19 protein-coding genes and 1 tRNA gene are annotated in these 23,910 nt (G+C 64.1%); 10 read left to right on the top strand and 10 right to left on the bottom strand.

Annotation, left to right across the window (positions count from 1 at the left end):
• Positions 1 to 63 precede the first annotated feature (63 nt).
• The gene (locus tag QT386_RS21660) at positions 64 to 1,410 is read right to left on the bottom strand and encodes a DUF6538 domain-containing protein (protein WP_367401475.1); all 1,347 of its coding nucleotides are present in this window, start codon (positions 1,408 to 1,410) and stop codon (positions 64 to 66) included.
• A 98-nt stretch (positions 1,411 to 1,508) separates the two neighbouring features.
• Positions 1,509 to 1,599 (bottom strand) — tRNA-Ser (locus QT386_RS21655).
• 92 nt (positions 1,600 to 1,691) lie between these two features.
• On the opposite strand from QT386_RS21655, the gene mltF reads away from it, so the two are divergent.
• Positions 1,692 to 3,164, top strand: a complete 1,473-nt coding sequence (gene mltF / locus QT386_RS21650) for a membrane-bound lytic murein transglycosylase MltF (RefSeq protein WP_289275836.1) — start codon at positions 1,692 to 1,694, stop codon at positions 3,162 to 3,164.
• A gap of 81 nt (positions 3,165 to 3,245) precedes the next feature.
• Here mltF and def read toward each other — a convergent pair whose 3' ends face one another.
• The 3 genes from def to QT386_RS21635 are packed head-to-tail and all read right to left on the bottom strand — an operon-like array spanning position 3,246 to position 4,869.
• Positions 3,246 to 3,776, bottom strand: coding sequence for a peptide deformylase (gene def, locus QT386_RS21645; protein WP_289275835.1), 531 nt, complete (start codon positions 3,774 to 3,776; stop codon positions 3,246 to 3,248).
• Positions 3,773 to 4,108 carry a ferredoxin gene (locus QT386_RS21640; RefSeq protein ID WP_289275834.1) on the bottom strand — a complete coding sequence of 112 codons (336 nt, stop codon included), beginning with the start codon at positions 4,106 to 4,108 and terminating at the stop codon, positions 3,773 to 3,775. The genes def and QT386_RS21640 overlap by 4 nt, the downstream gene beginning before the upstream one ends.
• A gap of 44 nt (positions 4,109 to 4,152) precedes the next feature.
• The gene (locus QT386_RS21635) at positions 4,153 to 4,869 is read right to left on the bottom strand and encodes a YdiY family protein (protein ID WP_289275833.1); all 717 of its coding nucleotides are present in this window, start codon (positions 4,867 to 4,869) and stop codon (positions 4,153 to 4,155) included.
• 55 nt (positions 4,870 to 4,924) lie between these two features.
• On the opposite strand from QT386_RS21635, the gene QT386_RS21630 reads away from it, so the two are divergent.
• Positions 4,925 to 6,169: a (Fe-S)-binding protein gene (locus QT386_RS21630; protein ID WP_289275832.1), complete on the top strand. Its 1,245-nt coding sequence runs from the start codon at positions 4,925 to 4,927 to the stop codon at positions 6,167 to 6,169.
• Here the strand turns inward: QT386_RS21630 and lptE are convergent.
• The 3 genes from lptE to tfpZ all read right to left on the bottom strand — a co-directional run bounded on the left by lptE (position 6,090) and on the right by tfpZ (position 10,171).
• Entirely contained in the window at positions 6,090 to 6,641 is a 552-nt protein-coding gene (gene lptE, locus QT386_RS21625) for an LPS assembly lipoprotein LptE (protein WP_289275831.1), read from the bottom strand. The two genes, QT386_RS21630 and lptE, sit on opposite strands and share 80 nt — an antisense overlap.
• 8 nt (positions 6,642 to 6,649) lie before the next feature.
• On the bottom strand, positions 6,650 to 9,247 hold the full coding sequence (gene leuS / locus QT386_RS21620) for a leucine--tRNA ligase (protein WP_289275830.1): 2,598 nt from the start codon (positions 9,245 to 9,247) through the stop codon (positions 6,650 to 6,652).
• Between the two features lie 117 nt (positions 9,248 to 9,364).
• Complete coding sequence (tfpZ, locus tag QT386_RS21615; RefSeq protein WP_289275829.1) at positions 9,365 to 10,171, bottom strand: TfpX/TfpZ family type IV pilin accessory protein; 807 nt, start codon at positions 10,169 to 10,171, stop codon at positions 9,365 to 9,367.
• A 259-nt stretch (positions 10,172 to 10,430) separates the two neighbouring features.
• Here tfpZ and QT386_RS21610 point away from each other — a divergent pair, with 259 nt between their 5' ends.
• From QT386_RS21610 to QT386_RS21580, 7 genes are all read left to right on the top strand, one after another.
• On the top strand, positions 10,431 to 10,838 hold the full coding sequence (locus QT386_RS21610) for a pilin (RefSeq protein WP_289275828.1): 408 nt from the start codon (positions 10,431 to 10,433) through the stop codon (positions 10,836 to 10,838).
• 161 nt (positions 10,839 to 10,999) lie between these two features.
• Positions 11,000 to 12,733 carry a type IV-A pilus assembly ATPase PilB gene (gene pilB, locus QT386_RS21605; RefSeq protein ID WP_289275827.1) on the top strand — a complete coding sequence of 578 codons (1,734 nt, stop codon included), beginning with the start codon at positions 11,000 to 11,002 and terminating at the stop codon, positions 12,731 to 12,733.
• Positions 12,734 to 12,750: 17 nt separating this feature from the next.
• Positions 12,751 to 14,010 carry a type II secretion system F family protein gene (locus tag QT386_RS21600; RefSeq protein WP_289275826.1) on the top strand — a complete coding sequence of 420 codons (1,260 nt, stop codon included), beginning with the start codon at positions 12,751 to 12,753 and terminating at the stop codon, positions 14,008 to 14,010.
• A 21-nt stretch (positions 14,011 to 14,031) separates the two neighbouring features.
• The gene (locus QT386_RS21595) at positions 14,032 to 14,892 is read left to right on the top strand and encodes an A24 family peptidase (protein WP_289275825.1); all 861 of its coding nucleotides are present in this window, start codon (positions 14,032 to 14,034) and stop codon (positions 14,890 to 14,892) included.
• Entirely contained in the window at positions 14,892 to 15,539 is a 648-nt protein-coding gene (gene coaE / locus QT386_RS21590; protein ID WP_289275824.1) for a dephospho-CoA kinase, read from the top strand. Before QT386_RS21595 ends, coaE begins: the two co-directional genes overlap by 1 nt.
• A 36-nt stretch (positions 15,540 to 15,575) precedes the next feature.
• On the top strand, positions 15,576 to 16,352 hold the full coding sequence (gene zapD, locus QT386_RS21585) for a cell division protein ZapD (RefSeq protein WP_289275823.1): 777 nt from the start codon (positions 15,576 to 15,578) through the stop codon (positions 16,350 to 16,352).
• Entirely contained in the window at positions 16,349 to 16,558 is a 210-nt protein-coding gene (locus QT386_RS21580; RefSeq protein WP_289275822.1) for a DNA gyrase inhibitor YacG, read from the top strand. Before zapD ends, QT386_RS21580 begins: the two co-directional genes overlap by 4 nt.
• 173 nt (positions 16,559 to 16,731) lie before the next feature.
• Here QT386_RS21580 and QT386_RS21575 read toward each other — a convergent pair whose 3' ends face one another.
• Both QT386_RS21575 and argJ read right to left on the bottom strand, forming a co-directional pair.
• Positions 16,732 to 17,679, bottom strand: coding sequence for a Nudix family hydrolase (locus QT386_RS21575; RefSeq protein ID WP_289275821.1), 948 nt, complete (start codon positions 17,677 to 17,679; stop codon positions 16,732 to 16,734).
• Positions 17,676 to 18,896, bottom strand: coding sequence for a bifunctional glutamate N-acetyltransferase/amino-acid acetyltransferase ArgJ (gene argJ / locus QT386_RS21570; RefSeq protein WP_289275820.1), 1,221 nt, complete (start codon positions 18,894 to 18,896; stop codon positions 17,676 to 17,678). Before argJ ends, QT386_RS21575 begins: the two co-directional genes overlap by 4 nt.
• Positions 18,897 to 19,101: 205 nt before the next feature.
• On the opposite strand from argJ, the gene QT386_RS21565 reads away from it, so the two are divergent.
• Entirely contained in the window at positions 19,102 to 23,607 is a 4,506-nt protein-coding gene (locus QT386_RS21565; protein WP_289275819.1) for an RHS repeat-associated core domain-containing protein, read from the top strand.
• The last annotated feature ends 303 nt before the right edge of the window (positions 23,608 to 23,910 follow it).

The following is a 23,910-nucleotide window of genomic DNA, read 5'->3' as shown; positions in this document are numbered from 1 at the left end:
TCCACGCTAATCACTCCTGGTCATCCCTGGCGAGAAAATCGCCAGAGTACCGATTAACGTGGGTCAAATTTCAGTGCGCACTTGCCTCTTGGGTGGGTCAATTCTTACTGCGCGCCAACACCCCAACTGGCGAATGCGCCTGCCAAGAACCTTGGAAGGGCCTGCACCCCGCTTGCCATACTTGTCGGGCTTGGCATCGGGGAAAAGTGCCCCCTTGGGGGCAAGATTCCCGACATAGGCCAGAAAGCCCTCATCAACCAGCGCGGGGTGCAGGGGAACCCGACGAATGGAGGCAGTATTCTTCAACTCTCGAACGATGGCCCTTTTACCCCCGACCTCGTCGCTCTCCTCACTCTCGCGGAGGTCAATGAAGTGAACGCCGTCCTCGCATTGGACGTCAGCCACCATCGCACCAGCTACCTCTTCGACGCGAGCCCCCGTGTAAGCGCATACGAACGGAATCCACTTCCGCCATCCAGACTGCGCGCGAGCTTCCCTAAGCAGCAAGCTTGCTTCGGCGTCATCGAATGGCTTCCATTTATTCCTGTCCTTCATACCCCGAGGCGTCAGGACCTTAACTCCCAGAAACGGATTCTCTGTCAGCTTCTCGTTGAGGAGCCCATAGGCCGAAATGGTTCGCAGCGACGCGAGGTATTTTTCATTTATCGTTCCGGGGGACAACCTCTTGCCGGAAGGCTGTTCCTTCCGGACAAGTTCGTCCTTCCAGCGCACGGCATCCCCACGGCTGACCCGGGCAGCATCATCATGCCCAAGGAACGCGATGAACTTTTCGACACAGCGCCTCCAGTCGTCGATGGTTTTGGCTCGCGGTTTCTTCTCCAACGCCCATCCATCGAATAAGTCCATGAGAGGCACCCGACGCCCGCCACGAGCCGCCAGCTTGCGCTCCGGCGTGTGACTCGCTTCGGGAAGGGGCGAACTCGCCGTCAGTGGTGCCACATGCGCCGGCAAAGTCTTGATCGCCTCCAGCAGCCCGTCCGCCCTGTCCTCGGTCCTGGCGCTATCAAGATACCCATGAAGCTTGGGCCGTAGTGCCTCAATGCCGCTTCGGAACTTGCCCTTGATCGCTTGGAGTTCTGAGTCGTGCCGCTCCTTTAGTGCAGCGATCTCCTCATCTCTGGCAGATAGCTCAAGCTTGAGCTTCGCCTCCCGGCTCAGAGCCGCCAGCTTTTCGGGGTCAATCGGCATGGAATCCCTCAGGTCGCGGAACAACCGCTTTGCTGCCGCAGCCAGTTCCAGTGCCAGCGGCACGGCCTCTTGGGAGCTTTGCACATGGAGCGACCGCGTCAGTTCGCGCTGACCGATTGCGTGGCGCAGTGGCAGGGGAACCGCGATTCGGAAATGCAGAATGTTCTGACGGCGATGAAGGTATGGCGTCTGTCGTGCCACTCCGCAAACTCCGCGCTCTGTAGCGCCTCTCTGTATCGAGAGGCTGAAGCCTGCGGAAGATCAGCGGTTTACCTTTGCTATCAGCTACGTAAAGAAGATGGCGGAGAGGGAGGGATTCGAACCCCCGGTACGCTATGAACGTACGCCTGATTTCGAGTCAGGTACATTAAACCACTCTGCCACCTCTCCGGAGGGGCTTCCGGGGCTGGTTTCTGCGAGAATCCAGGGCCCCGTGCTAGCGTTCGGACCAAGGCCAGACGCCGCGAAGGCGCGAATTCTAAATGAACCCAGCCGAAACGCCTACTCCTTCCTCCACCTTTCGCCGGATCCTGACCTGGATCGGCCTGGGGCTGGTCGTCGGGGGAACCCTGGCGCTGTCCACCTGCTCGCCCCGGATGAGCGCCCTGGACCAGGCCCGGCGGCTGGGGGTGCTGCGGGTGGCCATGACCAACAGCCCCACCACCTACTACGTCAGCGGCGACGGCGCCACCGGCTACGAATACGACCTGGCCAACACCCTGGCGCAGCGACTGGAGCTGAAGCTGGAGGTGGTCCTGGCGGAGTCCGCCCCCCAGGCCATCGAGATGGTCCGCAGCGGGCGGGCGCACTTCGCCGCCGCCGCGGTGACCGTCAGCGAGGGCCGTGAGCGCCTGGTGCGCTTCACCCCGCCGGTGCAGAAGGTGGTGCCCCAGCTGGTCTATCGCATGGGCGAGCCCAAGCCCAAGGACCTGGGCGCGCTGCGCGGCCACTTCAGCGTGGCCAAGGGCAGCGTTCACGCCGAGCGCCTGCGCCAACTGCAGAAAACCGTCTTCCCCGGCCTGGTGTTCGACGAGGCGGCCGACCAGTCGACCGAAGACCTGCTCTACGCCGTGGCCAACGACCAGTTGGCCTACACCGTGGCCAATTCCGACCTGCTGGCCATCAACCAGCGCTACTACCCCAACCTGCGCGTCGCCTTCCCCATCGCCGTGTCGGAAGACATCGCCTGGGCCTTCCCCCTGGGCGACGACGACAGCCTGTTCGCACCGGTCACCGACTACCTGCGCACCCTGGACCGCGACGAACTGGCGCGCATCCGCGAGCGGCACTTCGGCCACATCGAGCAGGTCAACGCCTTCGGCGCGCTGACGCTGGCCATGCACACCGAGACTCGCCTGCCGGCTTACCGCAAGCACTTCGAGGAATGGTCCGCCAAGAACAACCTGGACTGGCGCCTGCTGGCGGCCATGGGCTACCAGGAATCACAGTGGAACCCCCACGCCGTCAGCCCTACGGGCGTGCGCGGCCTGATGCAGCTCACCACCAGCACCGCTCAACGGATGAAGATCGCCAACCGCGAGGACCCGGTGCAGAGCATCCGCGGCGGCGCCGCCTACATCCGCATGCTGATCGACCAGATGCCGCCGGAGATCAAGCAGCCCGACCGCACCTGGATGGCGCTGGCCGCCTACAACCTCGGCATCGGCCACCTGCTGGACGCCCGCGTGCTGACGCAGAAGCGCGGCGGCAACCCCAACCACTGGATCGACGTGCGCGCCTCGTTGCCGCTGCTGACCAAGCCCCGCTGGTTCAGCCAGACCCGCTACGGCTACGCCCGCGGCTACGAGGCCATGACCTACGTCGGCAACATCCGCACCTACTACGACATGCTCGGCTTCCTCACCGGCGAGCCGACCATCGACGACACCGCGCCGGAGCCCTCAGCCCCGCCGCCGCAGAAAGATCCGCTCAACATCAATTCGCCGCTGCTTTGAGAAGCGAGCGGCCATTGCCAATCCGTTCGTGCTGAGCCTGTCGAAGCAGGAACGGATTTCAACCGTCTCCCCGGGCTGTAATCAGTCGTCCGCGATGTTCTGCCCGGGAAATAAAACCTCGTTGAACCCGAACTTCGAGAAATCCCGTATCCGCATCGGGTAGAGGATGCCGTCCAGGTGGTCGCACTCGTGCTGCACCACCCGCGCATGGAAGCCGCTCACGCTGCGGTCGATCGGCCGCCCCTCCAGGTCAAAGCCCTGGTAGCGCAGGCGCGCATGGCGCGGCACCACGCCGCGCAGTCCGGGCACCGACAGGCAGCCTTCCCAGCCATCCTCCATCTCGTCGGACAGCGGCGTCAGCGCCGGGTTGATCAGGATCGTCTCTGGCACCGGCTCGGCCTGCGGGTAGCGCGGGCTGGACTGGAAGCCGAAGATCACCACGCGCAGGTCCACGCCGATCTGCGGCGCCGCCAGGCCCGCGCCCTTGAGATCGCGCATGGCGTCGAACATGTCCTCCACCAGCGCGCGCAAGGCCGGCGTGCCGAATTCCGCCACCGGCTGGGCCACCCGCATCAGGCGCGGGTCGCCCATGCGCAGCACCTGGCGGATCATGCGCCCGGCGCCGTGTCCGGCAGGCGCAGCCGCTCCACGATCTCGCCCTTGCCGATGTGGCGCTCGATGATCTCGTCGACATCGTCCTCGTCGACGTAGGTGTACCAGACACCCTCCGGATAGACCACGATGCAGGGGCCTTCCTCGCAACGCTCCAGGCAGCCGGCCATGTTGATACGCACCTTGCCCGGCGCCGCCAGCCTCAGGTTCTTGATCTGCTTCTTGGCGTAGTCGCGTACGCGCGTCGCACCCTTGTCGTTGCAGCAGGTGCGCTCGCCCGGCTTGCGCTGGTTGCAGCAGAAGAAGACGTGGTGCTGGTAATAGCTGGTCATGGTTTCGCTGGCTCCGGCTCGCGGCACGGGGCGATTCTACGCGCTTACTCGCCCTTGCCGAACGCGTATGACAGGTTCACCGCCGCGAAGGTATCGGTGCGCTCGGTGCCGGCCGGCACCTCGCTGTTGTTCTTGATCGTATAGCTCAGCGACGCGAACAGGTTGCCCACCACCGACAGCTTGAGCTCGGTGACCGACTCGGTGAAGGTGTTGTCGTCGCCCGACTCCAGCTTGAGGCTCTGGATGAAGGTGCCGGTCTCCGACAGCTTCCACTGGTATTTGCCGAAGGCGCGGCCGATCATGTCTTCCTCGCGCGTGCGGCCCGGGTCGTTGTTCTGCAACTGCCGCGCACCGGCGCCGATCTCGGCGTCCAGCAGGTGCACCGGCCCGGTCAGGATATGGCGGCCATAACCCACCGCCTCGGAGGTGCGCTCGCGCACGCCGCCGAACAGGTCCTTTTCCCACTCCACCACGCCGAAGATGTAGTCGCGGTCCGAGAAACCCCAGTCCAGCTTGTTGCCCAGCGTGTAGCGCTCGGCGGTGCTGCCATCGTCGTCCGAGGAGGAACTGATGGCCGACGCGGTGAAGGCATTCTTCCAGGGGCCGTTGACGTAGTTCAGGCCCAGCTTGCCGTTGAACGAGGTGGTCTCGCTGTTGCCGCTGGTGCCGAGATAGCCCAGCCCCACCTCGCCGGACCAGGGAGCGGCCTGGGCAGCCAGGGAACAGGACGACAGCGCAAGGACGAGAAGGGCGCGGTTCATGGGGTTTCCTTATTTTTCAGGATTTTTCAGGGCGGGCAAACGCCTATTATGTGACATGGCCGCTTCCTTCCCCATCGCCGATGCCGACCTGTGCGTGAAGTGCGGGCTGTGCCTGCCCCATTGCCCGACCTACGGGCTCACCCAGCACGAGGGCGACTCGCCGCGCGGGCGCATCGCGCTGATGCAGGGGCTGGCACTCGGCAGCCTCGCGCCGACGCCGAAGTTGGAGGCCCACCTCGACGGCTGCCTCGGCTGCCGTTCCTGCGAGTCCGTCTGCCCGGCAAAAGTTCCCTACGGCCGCCTGATCGACGCCGGCCGCGCCGCGCTCAACCAGCAGCTTCCGCAACGCCGGCAACTGCCGCGCCTGATCGGCGCGGTGCTGGCCCGGCGCGAGCCGCGGCGCGCCGCCGGCCTGCTGCTGTGGCTCTACCAGGCCAGCGGCCTGCAGGCCCTGGCCAGGCGCTTGGGCCTGCTCGGCCATGGCCGCCTGGCACGGCTGGATTCCCTGCTGCCACCGCTGCCCGCCCTGCCCTTCAGCGCCCGCGCCGCGGGCGTGGATGGTCCCGCCGATGTCGCGCTGTTCATCGGCTGCGCCAGCGACCTGGCAGACCCGGAAGCCCTGGCCGCCGCGCAACGCCTGCTGCAGCGCCTGGGCCTGCGCGTGGCGCTGCCCCCCGGCCAGGGCTGCTGCGGCGCGCTCTACCAGCATGCCGGCCTGATGGACGAGGCCCGCGCCTGCATGCGGCGCAACGCCGGGGCCTTTGCCGGCTACGCGGCCGTGCTCGGTACCGCCAGCGGCTGCAGCGCCGCGCTGCTCGACGCGCCGGATCTGCTGGGCAAGGCTGAAGGTGACACCCTGCGCAGCCAGGTTCAGGACATCCACCGCTTCCTGCTGCAGCGCTGGCCGGCGGCACTGCAGCCGCGCCCGCTGCGGGCCCGCGTTGCGGTGCACGAGCCCTGCACGCAGCGCAACGTCACCGGCGGTGGCGATGCGCTACGCGCACTGCTGAAGAAAATCCCGGGGATCGAACTGCTGGAACTGGATCTCAAGCAGGCCTGCTGCGGCGCAGCCGGCAGTCATTTCATCACTCACCCGGAAGACGCGGACCGCCTGCTGCAGCCCAAGCTGGAGGCGTCGCGGAAACTGCAGCCAGACTACATCGTCAGCAGCAACGTCGGCTGCTCGCTGCATCTGGCGGCGGGCTTGCGCCGCGCCGGCCTCAGGGCGCCGGAGGTACTACATCCGCTGGCGCTGCTGGATCGCCAGCTCGGGCCAGCTTCGCCTCCAGGCGCAGCATGATCAGCTCCGCCAGCTCACCCTGAATGAATTCGCGCAGGCGCTGTTCCTCGGCTTCCTTGGCCAGCACCTGGGCCGGCTGGAAGCTGTAGTCGCGCGAAGCGCTGAGCGTGTCGGGCGGCAGCAGCGCACGGCCGCCGCTGATCACCTCATAGCGCACCGAGCTCACCAGCAGGTATTCGCTGGCCTTGCCGTCCGGCCCCACCGACAGCACCTCGCGGCGATCCTTCAGCTCGCTCAGGCGGACGATGGTCTTGGCCTTCTCGATCTCTCCCGCCACCTCGGCACCGCGCCGGCGCAAGCCGGCACGCAGGGCCGTCTCCAACGGCGGCTCCGACACCTGATAGGGCGTCACGCTGTCGATATAGACCGACGACAGCGCCGGCGGCAGCGGCCGCTTGCCGGCCAGGTGGAAGCCACAGCCTGTCAGCAGCAGGGCTGCAGCCAGGGCGATCCAGCGGCCGTTTCGAAGCATGCGAGTCCTCAGACGACGAAGTTCACGAGTTTGCCCGGCACCACGATCTTCTTCTTGATCGCCTGCCCGTCGGTGAATTTGCGCACGTTCTCGTCCGCCAGCGCAACCGCCACGATCTCGTCCTGGCTGGCGCCAGCCGGCACCTCGATGTTGCCGCGCAGCTTGCCGTTGACCTGCACCACCAGAGCGATGCTATCGCGCACCAGCGCGCTGGCGTCGGCCTGCGGCCAGCGCTGCGCCAGCAGGTCGTCACGGCCGGTCAGCCCCTGCCACAGCGCATGGCAGGCGTGCGGCACCACCGGGTTCAGCATCAGCACCACGCTCTGCCACAGCTCCTGCGACACCGCGCGGCCCTGGGCGGAAGAATCGTCGAACTTCAGCGCCTCGTTCATCAGCTCCATCACCGCCGCGATGGCGGTATTGAAGGTCTTGCGGCGGCCGTAGTCGTCACCGACCTTGGCGATGGTCTCATGCAGCTTGCGGCGCAGTGCCTTCTGCGGTGCCGTCAGCGCGCTCTTGTCCAGCTCGCCGGCCGCGCCGCCCTGCACATGCTGCTGCACGCCGCGCCACAGGCGCTTGAGGAAGCGCGTCGCGCCCTCCACGCCGTCGTCGCGCCACTCCAGCGACTGCTCCGGCGGCGCCGCGAACATCGCGAACAGGCGCGCCGTATCGGCACCGTACTGGTCCACCAGCGCCTGCGGATCCACGCCGTTGTTCTTCGACTTGGACATCTTCTCGACGCCGCCGATCACCACCGGCTGGCCGTCGCCCTGCAGGACCGCCTTAACCGGCTGGCCCTTGGCATCCAGCTCCAGCTCCACATCCGTCGGGCTGTACCAGGTCTTCTTGCCGCTGGCGTCCTCGCGGTAATAGGTCTCCTTGATCACCATGCCCTGCGTCAGCAGGTTGGTGAACGGCTCGTCGCTGCTGACCATGCCCTCGTCGCGCATCAGCTTGTGGAAGAAGCGCGCATACAGCAGGTGCAGGATGGCGTGCTCGATGCCGCCGATGTACTGGTCCACCGGCAGCCAGTAGTCGGCGCGCTCGTCCAGCATCTTGGTCTGGCTGTCCGTGCAGGCGTAGCGGGCGAAGTACCAGCTCGACTCGAAGAAGGTGTCGAAGGTATCGGTCTCGCGCTCGGCCGGGCCGCCGCAACTCGGGCAGGTCGTCTTGCGCCACTCCGGGTCGGCCTTGATCGGCGACTTCACGCCGGTGAAAGCCACGTCCTCCGGCAGCACCACCGGCAGCTGGTCTTCCGGCACCGGCACCGCGTCGCAATGGCTGCAATAGATGACCGGGATCGGGCAGCCCCAATAGCGCTGGCGCGAAACGCCCCAGTCACGCAGGCGGAAATTCACGCGCCGCTGGCCCGTGCCGGCCTGCTCGAAATGCTGTGCCATGGCCGCGAAGGCCTGCGCGTAGTCCAGCCCGTCGAAACGGCCGGAGTTCACCACCCGCATCTGCGGATGGGTCTTGTCGGCGTACCAGTCCTGCCAGCGCGAGACATCGTAGGCCTCGTCGCCCACCGCGATGACCTGCCTGATCGGCAGCGAGTACTTCTGCGCAAAGGCGAAATCGCGCTCGTCATGCCCCGGCACCGCCATCACCGCGCCGGTGCCGTAACCCATCAGCACGAAGTTGGCGACCCAGACCGGCACCTTCTCGCCGGAGATCGGATGGATCGCGGAGATGCCCAGCGGCATGCCCTTCTTCTCCATCGTCTCCACGTCCGCCTCGGCCACGCCGGAGCGGGAAGCGTCCTTGAGGAATTCCGCCAACGCCGGGTTGCCCGCCGCCGCCTTCAGCGCCAGTGGATGCTCGGCCGCCACGGCCACGTAGGTCACGCCCATCAGCGTGTCCGGACGCGTGGTATAGACCGTCAGCGGCTCGCCGCCGTCCACCGCAAACTGCAGCTCCAGGCCTTCCGAGCGGCCGATCCAGTTGCGCTGCATGGTCTTGACCGACTCCGGCCAGCCGGGCATCCGGTCCAGATCGTCCAGCAGCTCCTGGGCATAGGCCGTGATCTTCAGGAACCACTGCGGGATCTCGCGCCGCTCCACCAGCGCGCCGGAACGCCAGCCTCGGCCGTCCACCACCTGCTCGTTGGCCAGCACCGTCTGCTCGATCGGGTCCCAGTTCACCACCGCGTTCTTGCGGTAGACCAGGCCCTTCTTCAGCAGGCGAGTGAACAGCAACTGCTCCCAGCGGTAGTACTCCGGCCGGCAGGTCGCCAGCTCGCGCGACCAGTCATAGGCAAAGCCCAGCCGCTTGAGCTGGACCTTCATGTACTCGATGTTGGAGTAAGTCCACTTCGCCGGCTGCGTATTGTGGGCAATGGCCGCGTTCTCGGCCGGCAGGCCAAAGGCGTCGAACCCCATCGGCTGCAGCACATTCTTGCCCAGCATGCGCTGGTATCGGCTGATCACATCGCCGATCGTGTAATTGCGCACATGCCCCATGTGCAGCTTGCCCGAGGGGTAGGGGAACATCGACAGGCAGTAATACTTCTCCCGCCCTGCGTCCTCCCTCACCTCAAAGGACTTGTTCTCGGCCCAGAACGCCTGGGCGGCGCTTTCGACTTCGGCGGGGGCGTACTGCTCTTGCATCGGCGGGGACAGAAATATTTAGGAGGGAGGTTAGTTTAGCAGCCGGCCGGCGAAGCTAACTGCCAGCCCCCCCAGGCTGGCAGGCTTCCTTATGCCGGCCAAGCCGCCTGTGCCGCACTACCAGACTGGCAGCAGCGCAGCGGTGGACACGATCTCCGCCGTCCGCCGGTCGATGAAGACCACACCCTCGCGCTTGTTGTACGCCATCAATGGCAGATACCCGATACGCGCCGGGTCCTCCCCCAGTCCATCGAGCAGTGCCCGCCACTGTGGCTCCGTCAGCCCGTTGGCCTTCTTAAGTTCCGCAATCGGGCGCAGCTTCTTCAACGCCGTTTCGCGTTCATCTTCGTAGGGCAGGTACCATTCCGGGCGCTGTGCGAGGTCCCCGCCGCCGTTCAGCGCCGAGAACAGGATTTCTTCCCTGGCCTTGGGATCCGCGGGCAGCCGCGCCGACACCGTGCGCGGCCCGAGCCACGACAAACCTCCCACCCCCGCGCGATGCGTCGCGATCTCCAGCCCGCGCGAATCCAAATCCACCGGCGATACCAAGCTGAAACGGTCGATGTTGAAGACCAGGTATGTAGGGCGTCCCTGCGCGATCGTGCTCACACCAAACACCAGCGCCGCGATCTGCACCGCACCGATCAAGCCGAGATCAACGCGCAACTCGCGCAAGCTCTTCCGAGGATTGAAAGCGATCACAGTCAGCAGGGGCCCCAGGCAGACGTCCACCGCGAGCATGATCAGCAGGATGTGGCTGACGCCCTGCAACTCGGCCAGGGCTCCCGGATACCAGACGCGGAAGATGATGAGGATCACCAACACGGCGACTAGCAGGCTCAAAGCCAGGTGGACCAGGCCCGCGCGCATCCGCTTCTTGAAATTTGTATTCATCGATGCCAAGAGTAAAGAGAGGCCGGACACTAGCGCCCCGCGGACCTTGCCATTGCCTGGGCAAGCCGTGCAATCCCTGGCCATCGTGATTGTTCAGAATGGCCATTCACCGACATTTTACGTCAGGAGCTGACAATTTTGTCGGTTCATCCGGATTGCGCGCAATGAGCATAGTGAATAAGCATATGAATTCATTGCCCTTGCGCTGAGGCAGAGCATGGCATGGACCCTGCTGGTCTGCTTTCGAGCCCAAGCTCACCAAATTACATACGAATCTAAGGAGTCGTTAATGAAGCAGATCCAGAAGGGTTTCACGCTGATCGAACTGATGATCGTCGTTGCGATCATCGGCATCCTGGCCGCCATCGCACTGCCGGCTTACCAGGACTACACCATCCGCGCTCGCGTCTCCGAAGCGATGGTGGTTGGCTCCGCCGCCAAGGCCACTGTGGGTGAGAACATCGCCAACAACGGCGGCACGCTGGCCGCCGATAACTGCGTTGGGGTTAACACGCCGGCTGCCACTGAGAACCTGGCGAGCATGACCTGCGACGGGCCTACCGGCGAGTTGGAACTGATCACGACCGCCAAGGCCGGCGCCGTCACGATTACGTTGACCCCGGCCGCCGGTGACCCGGTGGTCTGGACGTGCGCGGGCAACATCGCCAAGTACGTGCCGGCTCAGTGCCGCACCTAATAGCGGTATTAAGCTGACGTTTGAGAACGCCGCCCTTTGGGGCGGCGTTTTTTTTGCAAGGTTTCGCGAGACCTAAGAATATTTCGTTATTGCGCAGCAAGCACATCTTTGTTTAACCAGAGGCTATCGGATAATCTCCAACGGCAATCGGAGATTGATTAATGGCTATCAGCCCACAAACCCCAGCGCCCGTCACATTCCTAGGGGGCTTGGCGCGTCGTTTGGTCGCGGACGGCCTTCTGACCGAGGATAAGGGACGGGAACTGCAGCAGCAGTCGATTAAGTCCGGCACTCCTTTTGTGAAGCTGATAGTGGAATCCAAGCTCACCTCCCCTGCACGGGTTGCGGAAGCCGCCAGCACAGAGTTCGGTGTCCCATTGGCTGATTTGGCTACCCTCGATATCGACTCTGCGGCTTATCGCGAGGTCAGCGAGAAGGTCCTGCGCAAAACCAACGCCCTGCCGATCTTCAAGCGCGGCAAAAAGATGTACGTCTGTGTGTCAGACCCCACCAATCTCGCCGCCTTGGACGAGATCAAGTTCGCCACCGGCAACCAGACCGAAGCCATCTTGGTCGAGGAAGACAAGCTGGCCAAAGCGCTGGAGCAGGCGATCAACGCCCTCAGCGCCTCCGACATGAAGGTGGACGACGAGGATCTCGCCGACATCGACATCTCGGACGGCGAGGAAGACAAAGGCCCGGAGGTCACCCGCTCCGATGCCGAGGATGCGCCGATAGTCAAGTTCGTAAACAAAATCATGATTGATGCCATCAATCAGGGCGCTTCGGACATCCATTTCGAGCCTTACGAAAAAAGCTTCCGCATCCGCTACCGCAAGGATGGCGAGCTAAAGACCATCTCGCAGCCGCCGATCAGTCAGGCCGTGCGCATCGCTGCCCGCGTCAAGGTCATGTCACGTCTGGACCTGGCCGAGCGCCGCGTGCCGCAGGACGGCCGCATCAAGCTGCATCTGTCCAAGACCAAGGCCATCGACTTCCGAGTCAGCACTTGCCCGACGCTGTTCGGCGAGAAAATCTGCTGCCGTATTCTCGATCCCAGTAGTGCGCAGCTAGGCATTGACGCCCTGGGCTATGAGCCGGAGCAGAAGGACGCCTACATGAAGGCCCTGGCCGAGCCGCAGGGCATGATCCTGGTGACCGGCCCCACCGGCTCCGGCAAGACCGTGTCGCTGTATACTGGCCTCAATATCCTCAATACCGACGACATCAACATCTCCACGGCCGAGGACCCGGCGGAAATCAACCTGCCGGGCATCAACCAGGTCAACGTGCAACCCAAGGTAGGCCTTACCTTTGCGGCCGCCCTGAAAGCCTTCCTGCGCCAGGATCCGGACGTCATCATGGTCGGCGAAATCCGTGACCTGGAAACGGCCGAGATAGCGATCAAAGCCGCGCAGACCGGCCACTTGGTGCTCTCCACCCTGCATACCAACGACGCGCCGCAGACCATCGTGCGCCTGATGAACATGGGCGTTCCGGCCTATAACCTGGCCTCCACCCTGACACTGATCATCGCCCAGCGTCTGGCACGCCGGCTCTGCAAGGTCTGCAAACGGCCTGCGAACATCCCGCGAGGGGAATTACTCAAGCAAGGTTTTACGGAAGCCGAGATCGATGCCCCCGCCTTCACCGTATATGAGGCCGTAGGCTGCGATCAGTGTGACAACGGTTATAAGGGCCGTACCGGCATCTATCAGGTCATGCCCTTCAGCGACGCCATGGGCCGCATCATCATGGAAGGCGGCAATGCCATCGACGTCGCAGACCAGGCCGCCAAGGAAGGTATACTCGACCTTCGCCAGTCGGCACTGAAAAAAGTCAGGGACGGACACATCGATCTCGCTCAGGCCAATGCCTGCACGGCGGGCGACTAATAGGGCACGGGGGATTCATGGCGCAGGCAGCACAGGCCGCGAGGCAGAAGAAGGCTCCAAAGATCGAGGCGATCAAGGAATACACCTTCAAGTGGGAGGGCCTGGACCGCAAGGGCCAGCGCGTCAGGGGGTCGAGTGTCGGCCCCAGCGAGAGCATGATCAAGACCCAGCTGCGGAAGCAGGGCATCAACCCGCTCTCGGTGCGCAAGCAAGCCGCGATCTTCTCTGCCGCCAAGAAGAAGGCCATCACCTCAGTCGATATCTCCATCTTCAGCCGCCAAATGGCGACGATGATGGCCGCCGGCGTGCCACTGGTACAGGCTCTGGAGATCGTCGGCCGCGGCCATGAAAATGCCTCGATGCAGGAGATGATCCTAGGCATAAAGGCTAACATCGAGGGAGGAAACTCTTTCGCGGCCAGTTTGGCTAGGTATCCACTGTATTTCGACGATCTCTTCGTCAACCTCGTAGATGCGGGCGAAAAGTCCGGCGCCCTGGAAACTCTGCTGGACAAGATCGCCACCTATAAGGAAAAGACCGAAGCGATCAAGAAGAAGGTCAAGAAAGCGCTGACTTACCCGGCTGCAGTCATGGTAGTCGCCTTCATTGTTACCGGCATCCTGCTCTACTTCGTGGTACCAACCTTCGCCGAGCTATTCCAAGGCTTCGGCGCCGACCTGCCGGCTTTCACCAAGATGGTAATCGGCATGTCGGAGTTCATCCAGGCGAAGTGGTGGCTCATCCTAGGCATCGTCGGCGGTGGCGGCTATGCGCTGTTCGAGGCCAAAAGGCGCTCGCGCGCGTTCCGCCGGTTCCTCGACAGGGTCATGCTCAAGGTGCCGATCGTTGGCGAAATTCTTTACAAATCCGCCATCGCTCGCTTCAACCGTACCCTGTCAACCATGTTCGCCGCCGGCGTGCCGCTGGTCGAAGCGATGGAGTCGGTGGCACGCGCTGCGGGCAATATCGTCTTCGAGGAAGCCATCCTGGTCATGCGCGATCGCGTCTCTACCGGCCAGCAGCTGCAGCTCACCATGCAACAGTCGGCTCTGTTCCCCAACATGGCTGTGCAGATGGTCGCCATCGGCGAGGAATCGGGCGCCCTGGATGAGATGTGCGCCAAGGTCGCGGATTTCTACGAGGCGGAAGTCGACGCTATGGTGGACTCGCTCTCCAGCCTGCTGGAGCCGATGATCATGGCCTTTCTCGGCATCGTGGTGGGGGGGCTCGTCACCGCCATGTACCTGCCGATATTCAAGCTCGGCCAGGCCATCTGACAAACCGTTCAAGATTCCCTTATGACGCTCATTGAGGGGCTGCAAGACAGCCCAGGTCTCTTGATGCTGCTCTGCGCCCTGCTTGGCCTGATGGTCGGCAGCTTCCTCAACGTGGTGATCCTGCGTCTGCCGCGCATGCTGGAAATAAGCTGGAAGCAGGAAGCCCGGCAGATACTGGATTTACCTGAGGAGCCAGTCGAACGGCTGTCACTGTCTCACCCGCCCTCCACCTGCCCCTCCTGCGGCAATGGCATCAAGCCCCGGCACAACATCCCGGTGCTGGGCTGGCTGATGCTCCGTGGTCGCTGCGCCTCCTGCAAGGCCTCCATCTCGGTGCAGTACCCCTTGGTCGAGGCGGCCACCGGCCTGCTCTCGCTGGCCTGCGCCTGGCACTTCGGCTGGGGCTACCCGCTGGCAGGCGCCCTGGTGCTGACCTGGGCCCTGGTGGCGCTGACGGTGATCGACCTGCGCACCATGCTGCTGCCGGACACCATCACCCTGCCGCTGATGTGGCTCGGTCTGCTGCTGGCGCTGGTGCCGGTTTTCATCGATCTGCCGAGCGCCGTGATCGGCGCCGCGGCGGGCTACCTCAGCCTCTGGTCGGTCTACCACCTCTTCCGCCTGCTCACCGGCAAGGAAGGCATGGGCTATGGCGATTTCAAGTTGCTGGCTGCACTGGGCGCCTGGATGGGCTGGACCGCCCTGCCGGGCATCATCCTGCTGTCTTCGGTGGTTGGTGCGGTCGTGGGCATTGTCATGATCGTGGCGCGCGGCCGCGATCGCCAACTGCCGATCCCTTTTGGTCCCTACCTGGCCGCCGCCGGCTGGTTGTGGTTGATCTGGGGTGAGGCCATCAAGTCGGCGTACCTGAGCACCTACTGATGCCTCGTCTCACCGTCGGCCTGACGGGGGGCATTGCCAGCGGCAAGTCTCTCGTTGCGGATTTCTTCATGGAACTGGGCGTCCCCGTGCTGGATGCCGACCTGGTAGCGCGCGAGGTGGTGGCCCCCGGTGCCCCCGCGCTGCTGGAGATCGCCCGCACCTTCGGCCGCCAGTACCTGGCCGCGGACGGCCAGCTTGATCGCCGCAAGATGCGTGAACGCGTCTTCACCGAGCCCGAGGCCCGCAAGACCCTGGAGGGCATCACCCACCCCCACATCCGCAAGCGCATGACGCAGTGGCGCGACGCCCAGGGCTCCGCCTACTGCATCCTCAGCGTTGCCATCCTGGTGGAAGCCGGCATGCGCGACCTGGTCGATCGCGTGCTGGTGGTGGACGTGGAGCCGGAGACCCAGCTCGCCCGCCTGCAGGACCGCGACCGCATCAACGAGGACCTGGCCCAGCGCATGCTGCAGGCCCAGGCCTCGCGCCGCGAGCGCCTGGCCGCGGCCCATGACGTGATCACCAACACCGGCTCCGTGGCGGCCGCCAGGGCCGCCGTGGAAGAACTGCATGCCTACTACCTGTCGATCGCCCGCACGGGCGAGATCTACGCTCGTGGCTTGAGTTTGCCCCGTAGTGTGATCTAGGACACAATTCCCCCTTACTTGGCGAACCCTGAACCCGTGACCCCCGCATCCGAGCTGGTCACCTTCGAACAACCGCTGACCGAAAAGGTCCGGACGTTCCTGCGCCTGGAATTCCTGTTCGCCCAGCACCAGCATCACCGCGCAGACGGCACCCCCTTCGGCGCCCGCGCCACACTGCACGCGCTGCTCGACATCCTGGTGGTCATCTCCCGCTCGGACCTCAAGAACGAGATCCTCAAAGAGCTGACCGACCAGCACGCCCACCTGACGCGCCTGTCCAGCAAGCCCGGCGTCGATCCCGCCCTGCTCAAGGGCGTGCTCGCCGAGATCACGCAGGCGGTCCAGGGCATGCAGCAACTGGCCACGCAGTTCGCCAATTCCCTGCTGCGCGGCAACGACTTCCTCACCACGGTGCTCAGCCGCGCCAGCATCCCGGGCGGCACCTGCGCCTTCGACCTGCCGATCTACCATCATTGGCTGGCGCGCCCCGAGTCCCAGAACCGCGGCGACCTCGACGCCTGGTTCGCCGACCTGCGCCCCTTCGAGCAGGCCATCAACCTGTACCTGAAGCTGCTGCGCAACAGCGTGCCGGCCCAGCAGGCCGTTGCCCGCGGCGGCATCTACATCCAGACCCCCCAGGCGCCCTGCGTGCTGCTGCGCGTCACCGTGCCGGTAGACGCCCGCGTGTACCCCGAGATCAGCGCCGGCAAGCACCGCTTCACGGTGCGCTTCATGTCGGCTGGCGACGTCAACGCCCGCAGCCACCAGGCCGCCGTCGACGTCCCCTTCCAGATCCAGTGCTGCGCGTTGTGACCACGCGCAAGTACGCCTGCAGGCAGTGCGGCAATTCCGCCCAGCTGGACCCTTCCAACCCCTGGCGTCCCTTCTGCTCCGAGCGCTGCAAGACGCTGGACCTGGGTGAATGGTTCGGCGAGCGCTACAGCATCCCGGCCGAAGCACAGGACGACTTCAATGATGCCGCCGACCTGCCGCCGCCCCATACGCCGCGGCCGCAGTAATTCCGAGCGCACCAAGCTCTTCCCGTTTGTGCTGAGCCTGTGAAGGGTGAACGGCCGGCAGCCTGGCAAATCACCCAAAGTCCGAACGACCTACTGCCCCCTGTAGGAGCCAGCTTGCTGGCGACACCCGTCTCGCAGTTGCCAGCAAGCTGGCTGCTACAGAAAGCCCCGGGTCACCAGTAAGCCCTGATCCCGGCCACACCCTGCGCGTAGGCGGCAAAAGCCTCATCCCTCTGCGCCGGCCCCACCCCACCCAGCGCATATACCGGCAGTTGCAGCGGCGCGATCCAGTCCGCAAAGCGCTCCCAGCCCAGCGCCGCCACACCAGGATGCGTGGCCGTAGTCCGCACAGGGCCCAGCACCGCGGACGCAAAGCCGAGCTGTGCCGCGCGCATCAGTTCCTCCGGCGTATGGCAGGACGCATGGCACTCCAGCCCCTCCGGCTTGCGTTCCAGCACCGCCAGCCTCGCAGAGGTGGCATGCCAGCCGGCGCCCAGCTCCGCCGACAGCGCCGGGTCCCGGTCCAGCAACAGGCGCAGCCCCTGCCGCCTCACGACGGGCGCTAGGGAGCGCGCCAGCACCGCATAGCCCGCGTCGTCCAACCCCGGCCGCCGCAGGCGCAGCAGCGCGCCCGCCGGCAGGCGCGGCAGGCGTTCCAGCAGGAAGGCCTCATTGGCATCGGCCGGCGTGAACACGTAGTCCACCGGCAGGCGCAGCGCGCCGGCGATGGGCAACACCGTAGGCAGCACCTGCGGGTGCGCCGCCAGCTCCTCCGGCGTCACCCAGGCCAGCGCCTGTTCCTCGCGGCCATGGGGCTCGCCGTCGAAGGTGTCGATCAGCCAGGTATCCAGCAGCACCGTGCGGTTGCTGTACTCGTGGCGGAAGCGGATCAGCGGGCGCGCCTCGCGCACTTCCACGCCCAGTTCCTCGTGCAGTTCGCGCTCCAGCGCCTGCCGCGTAGTCTCGCCCGGCTCGATCTTGCCGCCGGGGAACTCCCAGGAACCTGCCGCCACCTTGCCCACCGGCCGCTGCGCCAGCAACACGCGCCCGCCGCGCACCAGCACGCCGCAGGCTACCGCCAGCACCGGCTTGGCCGCTGGCGTGGGCGCGCCGTCGCTCAAGTGCGGTACTCGGCGTTGATCTTCACGTAGTCGTAGCTGAAGTCGCAGGTCCACACCGTCACGCCGGCATCGCCCCGGCCCAGGTCGATACGGATGCGGTACTCGGGCTTGGCGAACACCGCCGCGCCGCGCTCCTCGCGGTAGTCCAGGTGAGGCTCGCCGTTGACCAGCAGCTCCACGTCGTCGACGCGCACGCTGATGCGCGACACGTCCAGGCCCTCGATCCCGCTGCGGCCCACGGCGGCCAGGATGCGGCCCCAGTTGGCATCGCCAGCGAAGGCCGCCGTCTTGAACAGCGGCGAGTGCGCCAGCGCGTAGGCCGCCAGGCGCGCTTCCCCCTCGCTCTTCGCGTGGGCGATCTCGATGGTGATGAAACGCGTGGCGCCTTCACCGTCACGCACGATGGCCTGCGCCAGCTCCGTGCAGACCTCCGTCACCGCCGCCGCGATGATCGCGTAGTCCGGGTGCTGCTCATCCACCTCCGCCGTGCCCACCTGGGCGGTGGCAAAGAACACGCAAGAATCGTTGGTGGAGGTATCGCCATCCACCGTCACGCAGTTGAAGGACTTGCCGACCGCTGCGTTCAGGCAGGCCTGCGTCGCCGCCTGCGTCAGGCGCGCATCGGTGCCGACGAAGGCCAGCAGCGTCGCCATGTCCGGGCAGATCATGCCCGCGCCCTTGGAGACGCCGGTGACCGTCACCAAACCCTGCGAGGTCTGCACCTGGCGGCTCGCGCCCTTGGGCAGCGTGTCGGTGGTCATGATCGTGCGGCTGGCCTGCATCCAGCCCTCGGTGACCAGGTCCGCCTTGGCCGCCGGCAACGCCGCCTTCACCCGGTCCGCCGGCAGCTTCTGCCCGATCACGCCGGTAGAGAACGGCAGCACCTGCTCCGGCGCGCAGCCCAACTGCGCCGCCGCCGCCGCCATGGTCTCCCATGCCGCCTCATGGCCCGCCTTGCCGGTGCCGGCATTGGCGTTGCCCGAGTTGATCAGCAAGCCGCGGATCGCCGTGCCCCGGCCCAGGGCCTCGCGGCAAAGCTGAACCGGCGCCGCGCAGAAGGCATTGCGGGTAAACACACCGGCCACGCGCGAGCCCGGCACCAGCTCGATCAGCAGCAGGTCCTTGCGCCCCGGCTTCTTGATCGCCGCCTCGGCACTGCCCAGGCGGGCACCGGCTACCGGCAGCAGGGAGGCGGGAGGATGCAGGTTGACGGCCATGGTGGGGGTACCGGGATATACGGGTCGAGGTTGGATTTTAGCTTGTCTGGCAGGATGGGCGTGCGCCCAGTGCCTGTCGCGCCCGGCGGGGTCCAGCGGGCATCGAAGGGGGAGGGATTCAGTAGGCCACATCTGATTCAGCCGTCAGATTGCACCAGCTGACGCAAATCTCTAGCTTGGCGCTTCCTGCAATCTGGACATCGCCATGAGCACGTGCACTCAGACCGTCTGCCGCATTTTTCTGAAGCTGTTCATGGCAAATCCCCATGACGCGAGCGGAGAAAGAGGCAAGGGCCCGTTCCTGATAGGAATTCTTTTGACCCTCCTAGCGCTGAATGCTCAAGCGTTTTCCTGCCCCGCAGGTCAGGTGATGCGCGGCTGGGGAAATATGCAAAAGAACTTCCACAATGGTGAGCCTGCCCCGCATTGCGCGCCACCCGGCGCGGTAGTCGATGACGTCACGGAATGCTTTATAGGCAAAACATACTCGAATACCCCATGGAACCTCACGATCGAGACCCCACAGGGGACACCCACGGCAACCCTCGTCAACGCCACGACCGGGCGGACCGAATTCACCCAAGACTACGAGCGCTGGAGTGCATCATTTCAATTCCAGTACGGGGTGGTTACCACCCTCGGATACTCAAGCATCCGGGCGACACCGGTCTGCGGCCCGACGCCGCCGCCACCTTGCCCAGGCGCCGGAGGAGCACCATCGCCTTCATGGGTCAACGATCATTTTCACCTCTCCCTGGATGACATTCCTTCCACACCCGAATGCCCCATATCCGAGCCCGAGATAGTCGAGCCTCAATCCTCCTGCGCCTCCGGGAACGTTCCCGGCGCCCAGCGCGAGTACTCCAACCCGGTGGACTGCACCAATGGCTTGAAATCCCAGCAGGAGCAGGACTATGCCAGCACCGACTTCCAGTTCGGCCGGAACTACATCGGCCGGATGTGGAGTACTCCCACACCTAATGAGATGAAGTGGCACAGCAACCGTCCCAGCTTGAGCATCCGTCAAGAACACAGCTACCAGATCGCAGTCTTCACGCATGGAAAGCAGCGTCGCGTTTTCTTCCGTCGCGTCGGCGAGACCGCTTGGGAAAGCAACCGCTACAACGATGGCCGTCTAGTGGATGCCGGGGGACTGCCGGTCTTCAAGGAGCCCTCTGGCCGCAGCTACGAATTCGACCTCCAGAATCGCCTGAGCGCACGGGTCGAAGCCGATGGTCGGCGCGCAATCATCACCTATGCCAGCGGCAACGCCTATGGTGGCGCCACGGAAACCCTTACCTCCGCCGTCGGCCGCAGCTATGTCCTGGAACTTGATGCGGCAGGTCATGTGCGTCAGATTATCGATGCAGCCGGCCAGCCCTTCACCTACGACTGGGACGGCCTGGGACGCCTGATTTCGGTCACGTATCCGGATGACACTCCCTGGACCCTCGCCGACAATCCGGTCCGTCATTATCTCTACGAAGATTTGGTCTACCCCGGAGCTCTCACCGGCATCATCGACGAGAACGGCGACCGCTATGCCACCTATGCTTATGACGCTCAGGGCCGTGCCATCCTCTCCGAACACGCCGAGGGCGCGGGACGTCATGTCTTCGAATACCTGGACGGCAATACCACGCGCGTCCGTCAATACTACGATGCCTCCCTCTACACCGAGCGCCTGATCAGCCACGGTGCCAGCAGCAAAGGCACACGCATCACCTCCGTGACTTATAGCGCCTGCCCGAATTGCGATCTGACGAACAGCACTGAAACTTACACCTACGACAGCAACGGCTGGCCTGCCAGCAAGGTGGACAAGCGTGGCTCCACAACTGAATACATCTATGACGGTATTACTGGCCAGGAGCTGAGCCGCACCGAAGCGGCAGGCACCGCGTTGGCTCGAACCATCACTACACGTTGGAATTCCATCTGGACCAAGCCCTCAGCCATCACTGCCTCCGATCGTACGCAGACCTTCGGCTACAACGGCAAGGGCCAATTGGTCGTCGATAGCATCAGCGTCAGTGGGGGCACGCGCAGCACGATTCACAGTTACAACGCCCAGAACTACCTGGCGAGCATCAACGGCCCGCGCACCGACACGACCGACATCACCAGCTTCACCTATGACAGCCAGGGCAATGTCAGTACCGTTACCAATCCCCTGGGCCACGTCACCCAGATCACGCACCATGACCCGCACGGCAATCCGCTGCGCATCCTGGACCCCAATGGGGTAGAAACCCTGCTGACCTACGACCCTCGCCAGCGCCTCACCAGCCGCAGCACGGCCGGAGAAACCACCAGCTTCGAATACGACAAGGCGGGCCAACTCAAGAAGGTCACCACGCCCGACGGCGCCTGGCTGGCCTACAGCTACGATGCCGCGCATCGCCTGACCGGCATCGCCGACCTGGACGGCAACCGTATCGAATACACGCTGGACTGGGCTGGCAACCGCACCGCCGAGCAGGTCTACGACCACGGCAACACCCTGCGTCGCAGCCAGGCCCGGGTCTACGACGGACTCAGCCGGTTGAAGGAACTCCAGGGCGCCAATGGCCAGAGCGAGGTCTATGGCTATGACGGCGAGGGCAACCTCACCAGCGCCACCGTCGATGGCAGCCGGACCACCACTAGCGACTATGACGCCCTCGGCCGCCTTATGAGCGTCACGGACCCGGCCTATGGCGTCACGCAATACGGCTACAACCCGCGCGATGAACTGACCAGCGTCACCGATCCACGCAGCCTGGTTACCAGCTACACACGCAACCTGTTCGGCGATGTCACCCAGTTGCAAAGCCCGGACACCGGCACCAGCAACGCCACCTACGACAGCGCCGGCAACATCAAGACCCGCACCGATGCCAAGGGCCAGGTCGTCACCTATACCTACGATGCCCTGAACCGCCTCACGAAGTCGGTGTACAGCGGCAGTGGCGGCCCCACCATCAACTACAGTTACGACGCAGGCACCTATGGCAAAGGGCGGCTCACCGGCATCTCGCAGACCGGCCAGAGCTTGGCCTGGGTCCATGACGCGCTTGGCCGCGTCACCAGCCAGACGCAGGTCGTGGGCAGCCGTACGCTGGTCACCAGCTACAGCTACGACGCGCAGGGCCGCCTGGCCACTCAGACCCTGCCCTCCGGCAAGGTCGTTGGCTATGCCTGGAACCTCAACCGCCTCACCGGCATGACGCTGGACGGCAACCCCGTGGCTAGCAACTTCCTCGAAGAACCTTTCGGTGGGGTGAGCCAGTGGGACTTCGCCAACGGCCAGGCAGTGCAGAAGAGCTTTGATCTGTCCGGGCGCCTGACGGCGCACAGCCTGGGGACCGTCGGCTACGACACGGCGGACCGCATCACCGGCCTCTCTCACGACAACCTGTCCCAGCTGATCGGTAGCAAGACCTACGGCTACGACAGCCTGGACCGGCTGACCAGCTATCTGGGCGCCAGCTTCAGCATCGGCTATGGCTATGACGCCAACGGCAACCGGACCCAGCAGTCCGGTACGGCCGGCACCACCGATTACACGACCAGCCTGACCAGCAACCGGCTGGACAGCCTGACCGATGGCACGGTCACGCAGAGCTTCAGCTATGACGCCAATGGCAACCTCACCGCCGACGGTAGCCATGTCTATGGCTACGACAAGACCGGACGGCTGACCAGCGTGGATGCCACCGCCTACGTCTACAACGGCCTGGGACAGCGGGTGAGCAAGACGGCGTCAGGAACCGGCACGGTCTACGCCTATGACGAGGCGGGGCACCTGGTGGGTGAGTACGACGCGGCCACGGGCAATGCCATCCAGGAGACGGTCTGGATGGGCGATACGCCCATCGCGGTGGTGAAGGGCTCCGATACCTACTACGTGCATGCGGATCATCTGAATACGCCCCGGCAGATCAACAACCAAGCCGGCGATCCGGTGTGGGTGTGGGACACGATTACGTTTGGATCATCGAGTCCGGATGAGGATCCGCTCTCCACCGGTACGCCCTTCACCTACAACCTGCGGCATCCGGGGCAGGTGTTTGATGCAGAGAGTGGGCTGTTCCAGAATTGGCATCGGGATTACAACCCGGCGCTCGGCAGGTATGTGCAGAGTGATCCGATTGGGTTGGCGGGGGGGATCAATACCTATCTCTATGGCGAAGCCAATCCGCTGAGCTATATCGACCCGCTAGGCTTGGAAACCGTCGCAGCGCCTCGCGTGTTCCCAATGCCCGGATTCCCAGCTATAGCACGTCTGCCATGGATTCTTCCGCACCCGGTAACGATTGGGTTGATGTGTTTACTTTATCCAACTCCCATCGCTGCGCCAGCCTGTGAAAGGCCGGACTCGCTGAATTACGGCAACTGCTCGATGATGAATGAGGCGAGCAATGACGGGGATAAACCCTCCGCATCAGATGTGCAAAAAGACAAAAAGCGTCGGTTTGACAAAGGACAACGGGAACGCGCCCGAGACCGTTCACGTGATGCTGATGGCGACCCAACCTGCGTCTACTGTGGCGTAAAGACCACCACTGAGCCTGGAAAACCAAACTCCTCACAAACGGATCATGTACTTCCCTGGTCACTTGGCGGTCCAACATCGGATGACAATGCTGCGAATTCCTGTCAGGGTTGCAATGGGTCCAAAGGAGCCAAAGAACTTGGAAAAGACTGGATACCACCTAATTTGAGATAGCTAGATGATCAAGAGGTTTTTTGACAATCGCCTTGGGGCTTTCTGCTGTGGACACGTATTTCGCCGGGAAAGACCAGTGTTACTAGTCACACGTGAAGACGGTGATTGGCAGTTTCTGTGTGGTAAAGATGATCATGTGGACCCACATGAACCCTACCACGTGAGCGTAGGAATACTTGTTGCGTTCGATGAAACATTGAACGAGGTGGCAGATTTACCCCCCGAATGGGAGGCAGAACGGGAAAGCCCTTCGGCATCTTGGATAAGGACAAGATGTGCGGAATTTGATGCTTAACAAGTGTA

This window comes from Solimonas sp. SE-A11, assembly GCF_030345715.1.
GTDB lineage: Bacteria > Pseudomonadota > Gammaproteobacteria > Nevskiales > Nevskiaceae > Solimonas_A.
The sequence above is the reverse complement of the archived record's forward strand: the minus strand, read 5'-3'. Positions and strand labels throughout refer to the sequence as shown.

Coding starts and splice junctions, on each gene's coding strand:
- mltF (WP_289275836.1), top strand. CDS start 1,692: ATGAACCCAGCCGAAACGCCTACTCCTTCCTCCACCTTTCGCCGGATC.
- def (WP_289275835.1), bottom strand. CDS start 3,776: ATGATCCGCCAGGTGCTGCGCATGGGCGACCCGCGCCTGATGCGGGTG.
- QT386_RS21640 (WP_289275834.1), bottom strand. CDS start 4,108: ATGACCAGCTATTACCAGCACCACGTCTTCTTCTGCTGCAACCAGCGC.
- QT386_RS21635 (WP_289275833.1), bottom strand. CDS start 4,869: ATGAACCGCGCCCTTCTCGTCCTTGCGCTGTCGTCCTGTTCCCTGGCT.
- QT386_RS21630 (WP_289275832.1), top strand. CDS start 4,925: ATGGCCGCTTCCTTCCCCATCGCCGATGCCGACCTGTGCGTGAAGTGC.
- lptE (WP_289275831.1), bottom strand. CDS start 6,641: ATGCTTCGAAACGGCCGCTGGATCGCCCTGGCTGCAGCCCTGCTGCTG.
- leuS (WP_289275830.1), bottom strand. CDS start 9,247: ATGCAAGAGCAGTACGCCCCCGCCGAAGTCGAAAGCGCCGCCCAGGCG.
- QT386_RS21610 (WP_289275828.1), top strand. CDS start 10,431: ATGAAGCAGATCCAGAAGGGTTTCACGCTGATCGAACTGATGATCGTC.
- pilB (WP_289275827.1), top strand. CDS start 11,000: ATGGCTATCAGCCCACAAACCCCAGCGCCCGTCACATTCCTAGGGGGC.
- QT386_RS21600 (WP_289275826.1), top strand. CDS start 12,751: ATGGCGCAGGCAGCACAGGCCGCGAGGCAGAAGAAGGCTCCAAAGATC.
- QT386_RS21595 (WP_289275825.1), top strand. CDS start 14,032: ATGACGCTCATTGAGGGGCTGCAAGACAGCCCAGGTCTCTTGATGCTG.
- coaE (WP_289275824.1), top strand. CDS start 14,892: ATGCCTCGTCTCACCGTCGGCCTGACGGGGGGCATTGCCAGCGGCAAG.
- argJ (WP_289275820.1), bottom strand. CDS start 18,896: ATGGCCGTCAACCTGCATCCTCCCGCCTCCCTGCTGCCGGTAGCCGGT.
- QT386_RS21565 (WP_289275819.1), top strand. CDS start 19,102: ATGAGCACGTGCACTCAGACCGTCTGCCGCATTTTTCTGAAGCTGTTC.